Source organism: Streptomyces sp. NPDC002309, from assembly GCF_053593375.1.
Genome location: NZ_JBSFCI010000001.1, coordinates 182,264 through 199,364, shown reverse-complemented (window position 1 = coordinate 199,364; position 17,101 = coordinate 182,264). Strand labels below are relative to the sequence as shown.

The 17,101-nt window shown below is 69.8% G+C and carries 12 protein-coding genes; 11 read left to right on the top strand and 1 reads right to left on the bottom strand.

What is annotated here, in order from left to right; genetic code table 11:
• Positions 1-9: 9 nt before the first annotated feature.
• Positions 10-951, bottom strand: a complete 942-nt coding sequence (locus ACWCPM_RS00880; RefSeq protein WP_450973969.1) for a hypothetical protein — start codon at positions 949-951, stop codon at positions 10-12.
• Positions 952-1,087: 136 nt separating this feature from the next.
• Between ACWCPM_RS00880 and ACWCPM_RS00875 the strand changes: the two genes are divergently transcribed.
• From ACWCPM_RS00875 to ACWCPM_RS00825, 11 genes are all read left to right on the top strand, one after another.
• Positions 1,088-3,712: a valine--tRNA ligase gene (locus ACWCPM_RS00875; protein ID WP_450973968.1), complete on the top strand. Its 2,625-nt coding sequence runs from the start codon at positions 1,088-1,090 to the stop codon at positions 3,710-3,712.
• 505 nt (positions 3,713-4,217) lie between these two features.
• Positions 4,218-5,738: a bifunctional tetrahydrofolate synthase/dihydrofolate synthase gene (folC, locus tag ACWCPM_RS00870; protein WP_450973967.1), complete on the top strand. Its 1,521-nt coding sequence runs from the start codon at positions 4,218-4,220 to the stop codon at positions 5,736-5,738.
• Positions 5,739-5,744: 6 nt separating this feature from the next.
• Positions 5,745-6,086, top strand: coding sequence for a DUF4233 domain-containing protein (locus ACWCPM_RS00865; RefSeq protein WP_450973966.1), 342 nt, complete (start codon positions 5,745-5,747; stop codon positions 6,084-6,086).
• 68 nt (positions 6,087-6,154) lie between these two features.
• Positions 6,155-6,568: a nucleoside-diphosphate kinase gene (gene ndk / locus ACWCPM_RS00860; RefSeq protein ID WP_450973965.1), complete on the top strand. Its 414-nt coding sequence runs from the start codon at positions 6,155-6,157 to the stop codon at positions 6,566-6,568.
• A gap of 323 nt (positions 6,569-6,891) precedes the next feature.
• Positions 6,892-7,911, top strand: a complete 1,020-nt coding sequence (locus ACWCPM_RS00855) for a rod shape-determining protein (RefSeq protein WP_365452312.1) — start codon at positions 6,892-6,894, stop codon at positions 7,909-7,911.
• 166 nt (positions 7,912-8,077) lie between these two features.
• Complete coding sequence (gene mreC / locus ACWCPM_RS00850) at positions 8,078-9,112, top strand: rod shape-determining protein MreC (RefSeq protein WP_450973964.1); 1,035 nt, start codon at positions 8,078-8,080, stop codon at positions 9,110-9,112.
• Positions 9,113-9,126: 14 nt separating this feature from the next.
• The gene (mreD, locus tag ACWCPM_RS00845; protein WP_450973963.1) at positions 9,127-9,807 is read left to right on the top strand and encodes a rod shape-determining protein MreD; all 681 of its coding nucleotides are present in this window, start codon (positions 9,127-9,129) and stop codon (positions 9,805-9,807) included.
• A gap of 116 nt (positions 9,808-9,923) precedes the next feature.
• On the top strand, positions 9,924-12,200 hold the full coding sequence (gene mrdA / locus ACWCPM_RS00840; RefSeq protein WP_450973962.1) for a penicillin-binding protein 2: 2,277 nt from the start codon (positions 9,924-9,926) through the stop codon (positions 12,198-12,200).
• Complete coding sequence (gene rodA, locus ACWCPM_RS00835) at positions 12,197-13,396, top strand: rod shape-determining protein RodA (RefSeq protein ID WP_450973961.1); 1,200 nt, start codon at positions 12,197-12,199, stop codon at positions 13,394-13,396. Before mrdA ends, rodA begins: the two co-directional genes overlap by 4 nt.
• Positions 13,397-13,479: 83 nt before the next feature.
• Complete coding sequence (locus ACWCPM_RS00830) at positions 13,480-14,982, top strand: CYTH and CHAD domain-containing protein (RefSeq protein ID WP_450973960.1); 1,503 nt, start codon at positions 13,480-13,482, stop codon at positions 14,980-14,982.
• 98 nt (positions 14,983-15,080) lie between these two features.
• Positions 15,081-17,042, top strand: coding sequence for a TIGR03960 family B12-binding radical SAM protein (locus tag ACWCPM_RS00825; RefSeq protein ID WP_450973959.1), 1,962 nt, complete (start codon positions 15,081-15,083; stop codon positions 17,040-17,042).
• The last annotated feature ends 59 nt before the right edge of the window (positions 17,043-17,101 follow it).

Sequence of the window (17,101 nt, the reverse complement as noted above, 5' to 3'; positions counted from 1 at the left end):
TGAGACGCGTCAGGCCTTGACGCGGATCTCGGGGCGGAGCTTGGAGGTGACGTCGACCGCGACGTCCTTCGTCACGCCCTTGGTGGTGTCACCGGGGGAGACCATGACGATGGTGCTGTAGTCGGCCCAGGCGCAGAACCAGTCCGTCTTCTCCTTCTTGGTGGCCGGGTCGGTGCCCTTGGCCGCCTGGCACTTCATGTACGCGCCGTCCAGGTCGACCGTCTCGGGCTCGCCCACCAGCTCGGTCTTGGGGGTGCTGGGGTCGCTGGAGGTGTCCTCCTCGGCCGACTTCTTGAAGTTGGCGAAGAAGGTGTCGAGGGCCGACTCCGGGTCCGCGATGTCCCCGTAGGCGCCGGCGAACGTCAGACCCTTGGCCGTGGCGAGCTCGCTCGGGTCGGGCGCGGTGCTGGGGTCGGAGGGGTCGTAACCGGTCAGGTCCGCCGTCGAGTAGATGCCGAGCACCGTCTTGGCGTTCTTGACGCCGCTCTTCTCCAGCTCGGCCACGGAGTCGTCGCCGGCGCTCGCGCCTTCGTCGGAGAAGCGCTTGTATTCGGAGAGCACGGTCTCCGGCGTCGCCAGCTTGTGCGCGCCGTCGTCCTGGACACCCGCCGCGCCCCCGCCGATCACGAAGTACGCGCCCACCGCGATGGCCGCCACGACCGCGACCGCGCCGATGATGAGACCGGTCTTCTTCTTGCCGCCGCCCGCGGCCGGAGGCATCGGGGCGCCGTAGGGGGCCTGTCCGTAGGGCGGCTGGCCGTACGGCGGGGTCTGGGGCGGGACGCCCTGCTGCGGGTAGCCGTATCCGGGCTGCGGCTGCTGGCCGGGCTGCTGGGGGTAGCCGTAGCCGGGCTGGGGGGCCTGCGGCTGCTGGCCGTACGGACCCGGCTGGCCGTACGGACCGGGCTGCTGGGGCTGCCCGCCGTACGGGCCCGGCTGGTTGTAGCTCATTCCTGGGTTCCCCTCCAGATGCTTATGTGTTCACGACATCCTGGCGCAGTCACAGGGAACTCACCGCATCAGGGCCCTCACCGTTACACAAGAATCGTGTTTCGGGACCACCCGGTGACACCCCTAAACTGGGCGGGTGACCGAGAACGCTCAGCAGCAGCCACCAGCGCCCCACACCGAACTGCCGACCCAGTACGCGCCGGCCGACGTAGAGGGGCCGCTGTACGAGCGCTGGGTGGAGCGGGGTTACTTCGAGGCGGACGCGAAGAGCGACAAGCCGCCGTTCACCGTCGTCATCCCCCCGCCGAACGTCACGGGCAGCCTGCACCTCGGGCACGCCTTCGAGCACACGCTCATCGACGCCCTGACCCGCCGCAAGCGGATGCAGGGATACGAGACGCTGTGGCAGCCCGGCATGGACCACGCGGGCATCGCCACGCAGAACGTCGTCGAGCGGGAGCTGGCCAAGGAGGGCAAGTCCCGGCACGACCTGGGCCGTGAGGCGTTCGTCGAGCGCGTCTGGCAGTGGAAGGCCGAGTCCGGCGGGCAGATTTCCGGGCAGATGCGCCGCCTCGGTGACGCCGTCGCCTGGTCGCGCGAGCGCTTCACCATGGACGAGGGCCTGTCCCAGGCCGTCCAGACCATCTTCAAGCGGCTCTACGACGACGAGCTGATCTACCGGGCCGAGCGCATCATCAACTGGTGCCCCCGCTGTCTGACGGCGATCTCGGACATCGAGGTCGAGTACCAGGACGACGACGGCGAGCTCGTCTCCATGAAGTACGGCGACGGGGACGACACCATCGTCGTCGCCACCACCCGCGCCGAGACGATGCTCGGCGACACCGCCGTCGCCGTCCACCCCGAGGACGAGCGCTACCGGCACCTCGTCGGCAAGCTCATCAAGCTGCCGCTGACGGACCGTTCCATCCCGGTCGTCGCGGACGAGCACGTCGACCCCGAGTTCGGCACGGGCGCCGTCAAGGTGACCCCGGCGCACGACCCGAACGACTTCGAGATCGGCCAGCGGCACGACCTGCCCGCCATCACGGTCATGGACGAGCACGCCGTCATCACCGCCCACGGCCCCTTCCAGGGCCTGGACCGGCTGGAGGCCCGCTCCGCGATCGTCGCCGCGCTGCGCGCCGAGGGCCGGATCGTCGCCGAGAAGCGGCCCTACGTCCACTCCGTCGGCCACTGCTCGCGCTGCAAGACCACCATCGAGCCGCGCCTGTCGATGCAGTGGTGGGTCAAGGTCGGCCCGCTCGCCAAGGCCGCCGGTGACGCGGTCCGCGACGGCAAGGTCAAGATCCACCCGCAGGAGATGGAGAAGCGCTACTTCGACTGGGTCGACAACCTCCACGACTGGTGCATCTCGCGGCAGTTGTGGTGGGGCCACCGCATCCCGGTCTGGTACGGCCCGAACGGCGAGATCGTCTGCGTCGGCCCCGACGAGGAGCCGCCGAGCGGTGAGGGCTGGCGCCAGGACTCCGACGTCCTCGACACCTGGTTCTCGTCCGGCCTGTGGCCGTTCTCCACGCTGGGCTGGCCCGAGCGGACCGAGTCGCTCGCGAAGTTCTACCCGAACTCCGTCCTGGTCACCGGCTACGACATCCTCTTCTTCTGGGTCGCCCGGATGATGATGTTCGGGCTGTACGCGATGGACGGCACCCCGCCGTTCCACACCATCGCGCTGCACGGCATGGTCCGTGACCAGAACGGCAAGAAGATGTCCAAGTCCTTCGGGAACGTGGTCAATCCGCTGGACTGGATGGACAAGTACGGCAGCGACGCCCTCCGGTTCACGCTGGCCCGCGGCGCCAACCCCGGTGTCGACGTCCCGATCGGCGAGGACTGGGTCCAGGGCTCGCGCAACTTCGCCAACAAGATCTGGAACGCCACGCGCTTCGCGCTGATGAACGGCGCGACGGTGGACGGTCCGCTGCCCGACGCGTCGGCGATGTCCTCGACCGACCGCTGGATCCTCTCCCGCCTGAACTCCGTGGTCTCCGAGGTCGACGCGTACTACGAGGACTACCAGTTCGCGAAGCTCTCCGACGCCCTGTTCCACTTCGCCTGGGACGAGGTCTTCGACTGGTACGTCGAGCTGTCCAAGACCACCTTCCAGGCGGGCGGCGCGGCGGCCGAGGTCAGCAAGCGGGTCCTCGGCGAGGTCCTGGACGTCACCCTGCGCCTGCTGCACCCCGTTGTCCCCTTCGTCACCGAGACCCTGTGGACCACGCTGACCGGCGGCGAGTCGGTCGTCGTCGCCGAGTGGCCCGCCGACAGCGGCTTCCGTGACGCGCACGCGGAGCGGGAGATCGAGACGCTCCAGTCGGTGATCACCGAGGTCCGCCGGTTCCGCGCCGACCAGGGGCTCCAGCCCGGCCAGCGGGTGCCGGCGCGCCTGAACCTGGGCGGCACGGCGCTGGCTCCGCACGAGCCGGCCGTCCGCCAGCTGCTGAGGCTCCAGCCCGAGGGCGAGAACTTCGCGGCGACGGCGACGCTGCCGGTGGCGGGTGTCGAGGTCGCGCTGGACCTCTCCGGCGTGATCGACGTCGCGGCGGAGCGCAAGCGGCTCGCCAAGGACCTCGCCGCCGCCGAGAAGGAGAAGGCCCAGGCCACGGCGAAGCTCGGCAACGAGGCGTTCCTGGCCAAGGCTCCGGACCAGGTCGTGGACAAGATCCGCGCGCGCCTCGCCAAGGCCGAGGACGACATCGCCCGCATCCAGTCCCAGCTGGAACGCCTGCCGCAGGGCTGAGCACCGCTACGCGAGCGAAGGCTCCCGGCGCCCTGACGGCGCCGGGGGCCTTCACGTTTTCCGGCGCCATGACGGTCCCGGGGGCCTTCACGTTTTCCGCCCCCGGAACGCCCGGCTCGGTGAGGCACCGGTCACGCGTGCCGGTCTCTGGGGCGCGGGTGCTGGGTGGGCCAGGGTTGCGTGAGGGCGGTGGCGTCGTCGTGCGGGTGCGGGTCGTGGGGGCTGGCCGCGCAGTTCCCCGCGCCCCTGAGGTGGGCACGCGGCCCGGCGCCACGCAGCGCCCGCGAGCCAGAGGCCGGCACGCAAACCGGCGCCACGCAGCACCCGCACCTCCAGAGACCCACACGCGAACCCGCACCTCACGTAACCCTGGCCCTCACGCACCCCCCGTCCTCGCGCAACCCCGGCCCACACGCACCCCCGTCCTCACAGCCCCCCGGATACACCGCCCCGTAGGGGACAAGCCACCGCACGCACCACCCGCCCCCCTCCGTAGACTGGGCCCGTGAGTGACCTCCCCCCGCACGACAGCGGCGACCAGTCCGACCCCGGCGAGTCGTTCGACGAGATCATCGCCGCCGAGACCGAGCGCGACCCCGACCTCGCGGTGATCGAGGCCGGCAGCCGCACCCTGCGCACGCAGGGCGGCCGGCCGGAGTCCGACGTACCGGCGCGCCCCGAGGACCCCGAGACCGACAAGGCACTGCGGGAGGTCGAGTCGGACCTCGCGACACGCTGGGGCGAGACCAAGCTGGAGCCGTCCGTCACGCGGATCTCCGCGCTGATGGACGTGCTGGGCGAGCCGCAGCGGGCGTACCCCTCGATCCACATCACGGGCACCAACGGCAAGACGTCCACCGCCCGCATGATCGAGGCCCTGCTGGGCGCCTTCGATCTGCGGACGGGCCGGTACACCTCGCCCCACGTGCAGTCCATCACCGAGCGGATCAGCCTCGACGGCGCACCGATCGCCGCCGAGCGCTTCATCGAGACGTACCAGGACATCAAGCCGTACGTCGAGATGGTCGACGGCCGGCAGGACTACCGGCTGTCGTTCTTCGAGGTGCTGACCGGCATGGCCTACGCCGCCTTCGCCGACGCGCCCGTCGACGTCGCGGTGGTCGAGGTGGGCATGGGCGGGAGCTGGGACGCCACCAACGTCATCGACTCCGACGTCGCCGTCGTCACGCCGATCGACCTCGATCACACCGACCGGCTCGGCGGCACGCCCGGCGAGATCGCCGGCGAGAAGGCCGGGATCATCAAGCCCGGCGCCACCGTGATCATGGCCCAGCAGCCGGTGGACGCCGCCCAGGTGCTGCTGAAGAAGGCCGTGGACGTGGACGCGACCGTGGCCCGCGAAGGGCTGGAGTTCGGTGTCGTGTCACGTCAGGTCGCCGTCGGCGGGCAGCTGCTGACGCTGCGCGGGCTCGGTGGCGAGTACACCGAGGTGTTCCTGCCCCTGCACGGCGCGCACCAGGCGCACAACGCCGCCGTCGCGCTGGCGGCGGTCGAGGCGTTCTTCGGCGTCGGCGCGCAGCGGCCCGAGTCGCTGTCCCTCGACACGGTGCGCAAGGCCTTCGCCGCCGTCGCGTCGCCGGGGCGGCTGGAGGTCGTACGGCGCTCGCCCACCGTCGTGCTCGACGCCGCGCACAATCCGGCGGGCGCCCGGGCCGTGGCCGAGGCGGTCGGTGAGGCGTTCCAGTTCAGCCGGCTCATCGGGGTCGTCGGAACCAGCGCCGACAAGGACGTGCGCGGGCTGCTGGAGGCGTTCGAGCCGGTGTTCGCGGAGGTCGTCGTCACCCGGAACTCCAGCCATCGCGCGATGGACGCCGACGAACTGGCGGGCATCGCCGTCGAGGTGTTCGGCGAGGACCGCGTCCAGGTGGAGCCACGGCTGCCGGACGCGCTGGAGGCCGCGATCACCCTGGCCGAGGAGGAGGGCGAGTTCGCGGGCGGCGGTGTCCTCGTCACCGGATCCGTCATCACCGTCGGCGAGGCCCGACTGCTCCTGGGAAGGGGCTGACCCACGATGCGTACGCTCTGCGCTTCCACCCTGATCGGCGAGTTCTTCGTCGTCGGCTTCGCCGGTCTGGTCGCGATGAAGGACCCCGACCTGGCCATGTCGACGGTCTGGACGGTCAGCGGCATCGCGATGTTCCTGTGCCTGGTGCTGTGCGGCCTGGTCACCCGGCCGGGCGGCGTCGCCATGGGCTGGGTGCTCCAGCTCGGACTCATCGCTTCCGGAATCTTCGTCCCCACGATGTTCTTCCTGGGGGCGATGTTCGCCGCGCTGTGGTGGGCTTCCGTCCATTACGGCAGGAAGATCGACGAGGCCAAGGCCCGCTTCGCCGCCCAGGCTGACACTGCGTGACGAAGGCCCGGCCGGGCACTGTACCCTCATCTCCCCGCACATCGCGTGATCCAAGAAGGAGCCCAGTCGTGACCCAGCGCACCCTCGTCCTGCTCAAGCCCGACGCCGTCCGTCGTGGCCTGACCGGCGAGATCATCAGCCGCATCGAGCGCAAGGCCGGCTGGCAGATCACCGCGCTGGAACTGCGCACCCTGGACCAGGACACCCTGGAGCAGCACTACGGCGAGCACAAGGGCAAGCCCTTCTACGAGCCGCTGGTCCAGTTCATGTCGTCCGGCCCGGTCGTGGCGCTGATCGTCGAGGGCGAGCGGGTCATCGAGGGTGTGCGCGCGCTGGCCGGCCCGACCGACCCGATCGCCGCGGCGCCCGGCTCGATCCGGGGCGACTACGGCGTCATCGTGCGGGAGAACCTGATCCACGCGTCCGACTCCGAGGAGTCGGCCGAACGCGAGGTGAAGATCTTCTTCCCCGGTCGTTCCTGACGCGCCGCCGACGAAGCGGAACGAATTCACCCCGTGTCCTTCTGAGGGACCGTCACCTTTTCGAACCGTCTGACCTGGGGCGGCCGCGCGTTTCCGGTCGTCCCGCCGCATAACCGTGCCGATCGGGGGAACGAGTGCCCCCGATGGCCCGTCTCCACAAGCGAGGCGGCGCGCCATCTGATGACAATGGCGAAGACCCTCGCGCAGTGTCCGGGAAGGCGCGTCTACGATGGAAGCCTTCACGTCACAGCACCCACCTCGCCTACCTGACAAGCCCTCAAAAGCTCCGTGGGAAGGCCAGACGAATCCTGATGGGGAACTCAATGTCGTTCATCGGCCGTGACATGGCTGTCGACCTCGGGACCGCCAACACGCTGGTGTACGTCAGGGGTCGCGGGATCGTACTCAACGAGCCGTCCGTCGTCGCGATCAACACCAACACCGGTGGCATCCTCGCGGTCGGTGCCGAAGCGAAGAAGATGATCGGGCGCACGCCCGGCAACATCGTTGCCGTACGTCCGCTGAAGGACGGCGTGATCGCCGACTTCGAGATCACCGAGCGGATGCTCCGCTACTTCATCCTGAAGATCCACAAGCGGCGCTATCTGGCTCGCCCGCGGGTCGTCGTCTGTGTGCCCTCGGGCATCACGGGCGTCGAGCGCCGCGCCGTCATCGAGGCGTCGTCCCAGGCCGGCGCCCGTCAGGTGCACATCATCGAGGAGCCCATGGCCGCGGCCATCGGCTCCGGCCTGCCGGTCCACGAGGCCACGGGCAACATGGTGGTGGACATCGGCGGCGGCACCACGGAGGTCGCGGTCATCTCCCTCGGCGGCATCGTCACCGCCCAGTCCATCCGCGTCGCGGGCGATGAGCTGGACAACGCGATCATCCAGCACATCAAGAAGGAGTACTCGCTCCTGCTGGGTGAGCGCACGGCCGAGCAGATCAAGATCACGATCGGTTCGGCGTACGACCTCGACTCCGACGAGCACACCGAGATCCGCGGCCGGGACCTCGTCTCCGGACTGCCCAAGACCGTCGTCATCTCGGCCGCCGAAGTGCGCAAGGCGATCGAGGAGCCCGTCAACGCGATCGTGGACGCGGTGAAGACGACGCTCGACAAGTGCCCGCCGGAGCTGTCCGGCGACATCATGGACCGCGGAATCGTTCTGACCGGCGGCGGTGCGATGCTGCGCGGCCTGGACGAGCGGCTGCGCCGCGAGACCGGGATGCCGATCCACATCGCCGAGGACCCGCTGGACAGCGTGGCGCTCGGGTCCGGCAAGTGCGTCGAGGAGTTCGAGGCGCTGCAGCAGGTCCTGGACGCCCAGCCGCGCAGATGAGGTAACTCTTCGATTCCGCCGTACGGGACCATCGCCTCTCGTACGGCGGATCGTTGATATAGAGGCATAAGCTGCCACAAACAGCCCGTGGGAATCCGGCGTCCGGATTCCCAGCGGGCCGACCCGATTTCCCGGATTCCTATGAGGAAGGGCACGGCCGCCGCACGTGAGGGACACACGAGAGAGCCGGCTGCTCCTGGTGCTGCTGGTCGCCATCGCGTTCGCGCTGATCACGGTGGACATTCGCGGCGGGGAGGATTCACCGGTCGACGGTGCCCGTGGTGCCGCGGCCGCCGCCTTCGGCCCGATCGAGAACGGCGTGTCGTCGGCGGTCGACCCGGTGGGCAACGCCATCGCGGCGGTCCGTGACTCCGGCGAGCGGCACGACCGGCTCGCCGAACTGGAGCGGCAGAACGCCGACCTGAAGGCCAGGCTCGGCAGCGACGACCGCAACCGCAGCCGCCTGAAGCAGCTCGACAAGATGCTGAAGATCGCCGGCGAGGGCCAGTACGGCATCAAGGGCGCCCAGGTCATCGCCATAGGAGCGGCCCAGGGCTTCTCCTGGACCATCACCATCGACATCGGCGCCGACGACGGCGTCACGCGCGACATGACCGTCCTCAACGGCGACGGCCTCGTCGGCCGCGTCACCACCGTCGGCCCGAACACCGCGACCGTGCTGCTCGCCAGCGACCCCGACTTCACCGTCGGCACCCGCATGGAAGGCAGCGACGAACTCGGCTTCGCCTCCGGCCAGGGCGACCGCCCGCTGCGCGTCGAACTCCTCAACGGCAAGGCGCAGATCAAGAAGGGCGACCGCCTGGTCACCTTCGGCTCGCAGGCGGACAAGCCGTTCGTGCCCGGCGTCCCCGTCGGCGTGGTCTCCCGCGTCGACCCCTCCGGCGGCGGCCTGACCCGCACGCTGTACGTCACGCCGTTCGTCGGCTTCAGCAAGCTCGACATCGTCGGTGTCGTCGTCCAGACACCGGAGCGGGACCCGCGCGACACGGTGCTGCCCGCGAAGCCCAAGCCCACACCGACGCCCACCGTGACGGTGACCGTCACCCCGGGCGTGGAGAACGCCGACGGGTCCGCCGAGGGAGACGCGGCCACGGACGGCGACGCGGCCACCGACAACGACGCGTCCACCGACGGCCCGTCACCCGACGACGGCCAGTCCCAGCAAGAGGAAGAACAGTAGGGGGAGCTGTACCCATGCGCTTCAACAGGATTCTGCTCTCCTCCACACTGGTCGTCGTCGCCCTGGTGCTCCAGGTGAGTGTCCTCGCCCGGCTGCACCTCCCGGGCGCCGTCCCCGACCTGGTACTGCTCACCGTGCTCGCCCTCGCACTGGTCTACGGCCATGTCGGGGGTGCCCTGATCGGCTTCGGCGCCGGGCTCCTCGCCGACCTCGCCCCGCCCGCCGACCACGCCGCCGGCCGCTACGCGCTCGTGCTCTGCGTCATCGGCTACCTCGCGGGCCTGGTCAAACCGGAGAACGGCCAGCTGAAGTCGGCCACCGGCCCGATGGCCGTGGTCGTCGCCGCCGCGGTCGGCAGCACTCTGCTGTACGCCGGGGTCGGCGCCCTCGTGGGGGACACCGCCGCCCGTCACGTCGGCCTGCCCGGCCTGCTGTTCACGGCCGCCCTGTACGACCTGCTGCTCGCCCCCTTCGTCGTCCCCGGGCTGATGGCGCTCGCCCGGCGCGCGGACAACAACCCGCTGGAGGCGGCCGGTTCGTCGGCCAAGGCGACCGACATCTCCTCCGGCTGGCTCTCCACCGGCACCGGACTGCGCATCGGCGGTCAGCGCGGCGGGTTCGGGGGCCTGAAGGTGAAGGCGGCCAGAGCGCGGGTGGCCAGGGCCGGGCGCATCAAGGGGGTCAAGCGGCTGTGAGCGCAGGGCATTTCACCCGAACGGGGGAGCTCAGGAGGAACCCGGCCTCGCGGGTCGGCCGTTCAACACTCGTACCCGCACGCACGTACGCGCTCTGAGAGGGGGAGGCAGCCGCAGTGACCAACATTCCCGAGACCGGACGGACCCCACGGGTCCAGATTCGTCTTGTCGTCATCCAGATCCTCGTCCTCTCCCTCCTGGCCACCCTGGGCGGCCGGCTGTGGTACCTGCAGATCCGCGAGGGCGAGGCCTACGCCAAGGAAGCCTCGGGCAACCACGTCCAGCAGGTCGTCGAGCCCGCCGTGCGCGGCTCGATCCTGGACGCGCGCGGAGTGGCCCTCGCCGACAACGAGACACGGCTGGTGGTCTCCGCCTCCCGCACCGACCTGCTGAAGATGAAGGACGACGGCAAGGGCGTCCTCACCAAACTCGCCGGAGTGCTGGGCATGACGCCCAAGGACGTCATGGCGAAGGTGCGGCTGTGCGACTCCGAGACGCCGCAGCCGTGCTGGAACGGCTCGCCCTACCAGCCGATCCCCATCACCGACGAGGCCACCCCGCGCCAGGCCCTGCAGATCCGTGAGCGCGCCGAGGACTTCCCCGGCATCACCGCCGAGCCGCAGGCCGTCCGACGGTACGCGAGCCCCGGCGCGGCCAACAGCGCCCAGGTGCTCGGTTATCTCTCCCCGGTCACCGACCAGGAGATCCAGCAGGCCCAGAACAGCGACTCGCCCTACCTCCGCTCCGACCAGGTCGGCCGCAGCGGCCTGGAGCGGACGTACGACAAGGAACTGCGCGGCAAGGCCGGCGTCACCCGCTACGAGGTGGACAACCTCGGCCGGGTCATCGGCGAGGCCGAGGCGGACGCCGCCCAGCCCGGTTCCAACCTCGTCACCAGCATCGACGCCCGCGTCCAGCGCGTCGTGGAGTTCGAGCTGAACGAGGCGATGAAGGCGGCCCGCAAGGAGTGGGACCGCAACACCAACGAGCGGTACAAGGCCGATTCCGGTGCTGCGGTCGTGATGGAGGCCAGGACGGGCCGGATCGTCGCCATGGCCTCCAACCCGTCGTACGACCCCAACGCCTGGGTCGGCGGCATCTCCGCCAAGGACTACGCCCGGCTCACCGGCAAGAAGTCCAACTACCCGCTGCTCAACCGGGCCATACAGGGTCAGGCAGCGCCGGGCTCCGTCTTCAAGGTGGTCTCCACCGCGGCCGCCGTCCAGGCCGGCTACGAGTTCGACGGCCGCTACAACTGCTCCAGCGCCTACTCGGTCGGCGGCCAGGTCTTCAAGAACTTCGAGTCGCAGAACCACGGCCCGATCAGCCTGGGCCGCGCCCTGGAGGTCTCCTGCGACACGGTCTTCTACCAGCTCGCACACAGCGAGTGGAAGAAGGACGGCGGCATCAACCCCAAGAAGGGCCAGCCCAAGGACCACTTCTACAAGGCCGCCCATCAGTTCGGCCTCGGCAAGGAGACCGGCATCGACCTGCCCAACGAGGTCACCGGCCGCGTCCCCGACCGCCAGTGGAAGCAGCAGTACTGGGAGGCCAACAAGGACGCCTGGTGCAAGACGGGCAAGAAGGACGGCGACTACGTCCAGCGCATCTCCTACGAGAACTGCCTCGAAGGCAACAAGATGCGCGCCGGTGACGAGATCAACTACTCCATCGGCCAGGGCGACACGCTGGTCACGCCGATCCAGATGGCGACGATCTACGCGGCCATCGCCAACGGCGGCACGCTCTACGACCCGTCCGTCGGCAAGGCGATCATCAGCCCCGACGGCAAGCGGATCTCGGAGATCAAGCCCAAGGCGCACGGCAAACTGCCGGTCACCCGGCAGACGCTGGCCCAGATGGACGAAGCGCTGGAGGGCGTCGCCACCCGGGGTACGGCGGCGTGGCGGTTCGGCGGCTGGCCGCAGGACAAGATCGCGATGCACGCCAAGACCGGTACGGCGGAGGTCTACGGCAAGCAGACCACCTCATGGTTCGCCACCTACACCGACGACTACGCGATCGTGATGACCATCTCCCAGGGCGGTACGGGTTCAGGAGCCTCGGGCCCGGCCGTGCGCAACATGTACGACGCGCTGTACGGCATCGCGGACGACGGCACCATCAACGAGAAGAACGCCCTGCTGCCCACCCCGCAGAAGAACCTGCCGAAGATCCAGGCCGACGGCTCGATCATCGCGCCGAAGGTCTCCAAGGACCCCGCGAAGGACCAGCAGGCCAGCCAGAAGGCCCCAGTGGACGAGGGCGGGCAGGTGCAGACGGCGGCGACCGTGCCGCCCTCGCCCGAGGGCAACCGCAACACCCGGCGGCGGCCGCGCCGCCGGGGTTGCCGCAGCCGCCGCGGATCGCTCAGCCGAAGGATGCTCACATGACGGGCGCGAACAGCTTCCAGGTCTCCGGATACGGACCCGAGCGCGCCGGCTGGACCCGGCTGTTCGCCCGCGACTCACTGGCCCGGCGGCTCGACTGGCCGATCCTGCTGTCGGCGCTGACGCTGTCCCTGATCGGCGCCCTGCTGGTGTACTCGGCGACCCGTAACCGCACCGAGATCAACCAGGGCGACCCGTACTACTTCCTGGTACGGCACCTGCTCAACACCGGCATCGGCTTCGCGTTGATGATCGGCACGGTCTGGCTCGGACACCGCACCCTGCGCGGCGCGGTGCCGGTCCTGTACGGCGCGTCGGTCTTCCTGGTCCTGACGGTGCTGACCCCGCTCGGTACCACGGTCAACGGCGCCCACTCATGGATCGCCGTCGGCGGCGGCTTCTCGCTCCAGCCCTCGGAGTTCACGAAGGTCACCATCATCCTCGGCATGGCCATGCTGCTGGCCGCCCGGGTGGACGCGGGCGACAAGCCGTACCCCGACCACCGGACGGTCCTGCAGGCGCTCGGCCTGGCCACGGTCCCGATGCTGATCGTGATGCTCATGCCCGACCTCGGGTCGGTCATGGTGATGGTGGTGATCGTGCTGGGCGTGCTGCTCGCGTCCGGGGCGTCCAACCGATGGGTGTTCGGGCTGCTCGGTGCCGGTGCCATCGGCGCGATCGCGGTCTGGCAGCTGCACATCCTCGACGACTACCAGATCAACCGCTTCGCCGCCTTCGCCAACCCGGACCTCGACCCGGCCGGCGTCGGCTACAACACCAACCAGGCACGCATCGCCATCGGCTCGGGCGGCCTGACCGGCTCCGGCCTCTTCCAGGGCTCGCAGACCACCGGGCAGTTCGTCCCGGAGCAGCAGACGGACTTCGTCTTCACCGTCGCGGGAGAGGAACTCGGCTTCCTCGGGGGCGGCCTGATAATCCTCCTGCTGGGCGTGGTGCTGTGGCGGGCCTGCCGGATCGCGCTGGAGACGACCGAGCTGTACGGCACGATCGTCGCGGCCGGGATCGTCGCCTGGTTCGCCTTCCAGTCCTTCGAGAACATCGGGATGACCCTGGGGATCATGCCCGTGACCGGTCTGCCGCTGCCGTTCGTGTCCTACGGAGGATCGTCGATGTTCGCGATCTGGGTGGCCGTGGGGCTGCTCCAGTCGATCCGGGTGCAGAGACCGATGTCGGCGTAGAGGCCGAAGTTCGTATGAAGTTTCTCCCGGTTCAACCCTCTGGTCATCTGCCGCCGTGCCCCGACTCGCACTAGATTCGGGGCATGGCGGATACGAAGCGTGAGATCGAGCGCAAGTACGAGTCCGACGACAGCGGACTGCCCGACCTGACCGGCGTCGCCGGCGTGGCGGCCGTCCTCGACCAGGGCGTCGCCGAGCTGGACGCCACGTACTACGACACCGTCGACGAGCGACTCGCAGCCGCCTCGATCACCCTGCGCCGCCGTACCGGCGGCTCCGACGCCGGCTGGCATCTGAAGCTCCCGGTCGCCAGCGACGTCCGCGACGAGATCCGCGAGCCGCTCTCCGACCATGTGCCGTCCACCCTGGGCGCCCTCGTCCGTTCCCGGGTGCGTGACGCCGAGCTCGCGCCCGTGGTCCGGCTGCGCTCGACCCGCGACGTACGCCACCTCGTGGACGTCCACGGGAAGCTGCTCGCCGAGCTCTCCCTGGACGCCGTACGGGCCGAGCGGCTCACCGTGGACGGCGGGAAGGCCAAGTGGACCGAGATCGAGGTGGAACTCGCCGACGACGGCGACCCGGCGTTCCTCGACAAGGTCGAGAAGCGGCTGCGCAAGGTGGGCGTGCGCCCGTCGGAGTCCCCCTCGAAGCTGGCCAGGGCACTGGCGGAGACCGGCGGAAAACGCCGGCCCCGCAAGGAGGACCGGGCCGAGCCGGTCACCGCGGGTGACCACGTACTGGCCTACGTGCGCGCCCAGCGGGACGTGATCGTCGCACTCGATCCCGCCGTCCGACGGGACGTGGAGGACTCGGTGCACCGTATGCGGGTCGCCACCCGCCGGATGCGCAGCACCTTCAAGTCGTACCGCAAGGTCCTCGACCGGGCCGTCACCGACCCGGTCGGCGCCGAGCTGAAATGGCTGGCCGGCGAGCTGGGCGCGGGCCGCGACCAGGAAGTGCTGGCCGAGCGGATCAGCGCGGTCATCGAGGAACTGCCGCCGGAGCTGGTCGCCGGGCCCGTCCGCAAGCGGCTGCGCGCCTGGTCGAAGACGCGCGGCCAGGACTCTCGCCGCCAGATCACCGACGTACTGAACGGGCAGCGCTATCTCGCCCTCCTGGCCTCGCTGGACGCCCTGCTGGCCGATCCGCCGCTGAGCGAGGCGGCGGCGGGGAAGCCGTCGAAGGTGCTCACCAGGGCCGTGAACGATACCTGCGACACGTTGGCCGGACTGGTCGAGCAGGCCCTCGGCACCCCGGCCGGGCACGAACGGGACCTGGCACTGCACGAGGCCCGCAAGAAGTCCAAGCGGGCGCGCTACGCGGCGGAGGCGGCCGTCCCCGCGCTCGGCGGTCCGGCGTCCACGCTGGTGTCGTCGCTGAAGGACCTCCAGACTCTGCTCGGCGATCACCAGGACAGTGTGATGAGCCGCCTGGCCCTGAAGGACCTGGCCGAGCAGGCGCATGCCGCCGGGGAGAACGCCTTCACCTACGGCCTGCTCCACGCCAGGGAGGAGCGGCGGGCGGCCGTGGTGGAGGAGGAGCTGCCGGGTGTGTGGAAGGGGATGAGGGGGACGGTCGGGCTCTGAGCGTGCGGAGGGGCGTCCCGGCCGCGTTAGGCTTGATGGTCACCCCGCCCCCAGCCTCCGGCCGGGGGTACCCCCAGTCAGCTCACGAAAGTCCCGCGATGTCTGCCGAGTCGGTTTTCCCGCAGCTCGAAGCCCTGCTCCCGCATGTGCAGAAGCCGATCCAGTACGTCGGTGGAGAGCTCAACTCCACCGTCAAGGACTGGGACGCCTGTGATGTCCGCTGGGCGCTCATGTACCCGGACGCGTACGAGGTGGGTCTGCCCAACCAGGGCGTCATGATCCTCTACGAGGTCCTCAACGAGCGTGCCGGGGTCCTCGCCGAGCGCACCTACAGCGTGTGGCCCGACCTGGAGGCGCTGATGCGGGAGCACGGCGTCCCGCAGTTCACGGTGGACGGCCACCGCCCCGTGAAGGCGTTCGACGTGTTCGGCATCAGCTTCTCCACGGAGCTGGGCTACACGAACCTGCTGACCGCGCTGGACCTGGCGGGCATCCCGCTGGAGGCCAAGGACCGGACGGTCGACGACCCGATCGTCATGGCCGGCGGCCACGCGGCCTTCAACCCCGAGCCGATCGCCGACTTCATCGACTGCGCCGTGATCGGCGACGGCGAGCAGGCCGTCCTGGAGGCCACCGACATCATCCGCGCGTGGAAGGCGGAGGGACGCCCCGGCGGGCGCGAGGAGCTGCTGTTCCGCCTGGCGCGGACCGGCGGGGTGTACGTGCCCGCCTTCTACGACGTGGAGTACCTGCCGGACGGGCGCATCGGGCGTGTCGTACCGAACAAGTCGGGCGTGCCGTGGCGGGTGTCCAAGCACACCGTGATGGACCTCGACGAGTGGCCCTACCCGAAGCAGCCGCTGGTGCCGCTGGCGGAGACGGTCCACGAGCGGATGTCCGTCGAGATCTTCCGCGGCTGCACGCGCGGCTGCCGCTTCTGCCAGGCCGGCATGATCACCCGCCCCGTGCGGGAGCGTTCGATCACCGGCATCGGCGACATGGTCGAGAAGGGCCTGAAGGCGACCGGCTTCGAGGAGGTCGGACTGCTGTCCCTGTCGTCGGCCGACCACAGCGAGATCGGCGAGGTCGCCAAGGGCCTCGCGGACCGCTACACGGAGGACAAGATCGGCCTGTCGCTGCCGTCGACCCGTGTGGACGCGTTCAACATCGATCTGGCCAACGAGCTGACCAGGAACGGCCGCCGGTCGGGACTGACCTTCGCGCCCGAGGGCGGCTCGGAGCGGATCCGTAAGATCATCAACAAGATGGTCTCCGAGGACGACCTGATCCGGACCGTCGCCACGGCGTACGGCAACGGCTGGCGGCAGGTGAAGCTGTACTTCATGTGCGGCCTGCCCACCGAGACCGACGACGACGTGCTCCAGATCGCCGACATGGCGACGCGAGTGATCCAGAAGGGCCGCGAGGTCTCCGGTGCGAACGACATCCGCTGCACGGTGTCGATCGGCGGTTTCGTACCCAAGCCGCACACCCCGTTCCAGTGGGCTCCCCAGCTCTCCGCCGAGGAGACGGACGCCCGCCTCGAGAAGCTCCGCGACAAGATCCGCGGCGACAAGAAGTACGGCCGCTCCATCGGCTTCCGCTACCACGACGGCAAGCCCGGCATCGTCGAGGGCCTGCTCTCGCGCGGTGACCGCCGCATCGGCGCGGTCATCCGCGCGGTCTACGAGGACGGCGGCCGCTTCGACGGCTGGCGCGAGCACTTCTCCTACGACCGCTGGATGGACTGCGCGGGCAAGGCGCTGCCGCAGTTCGGCGTGGACGTCGACTGGTACACGACCCGCGAGCGGACGTACGAGGAGGTCCTGCCCTGGGACCACCTGGACTCCGGCCTCGACAAGGACTGGCTGTGGGAGGACTGGCAGGACGCCCTCGACGAGACCGAGGTCGAGGACTGCCGCTGGACTCCTTGCTTCGACTGCGGGGTGTGTCCGCAGATGGACACGCAGATCCAGATCGGCCCGACGGGCAAGAAGCTGCTGCCGCTGACGGTCAAGAACGCGGCGCCCGCGCCCGCGGCGAGCGGTCACGCGCACTGAGTCCGGGAAGTTCCGGGAGTTGACGTCCGAGCCCCCTCCTCGAACGGGAGGGGGTTCGG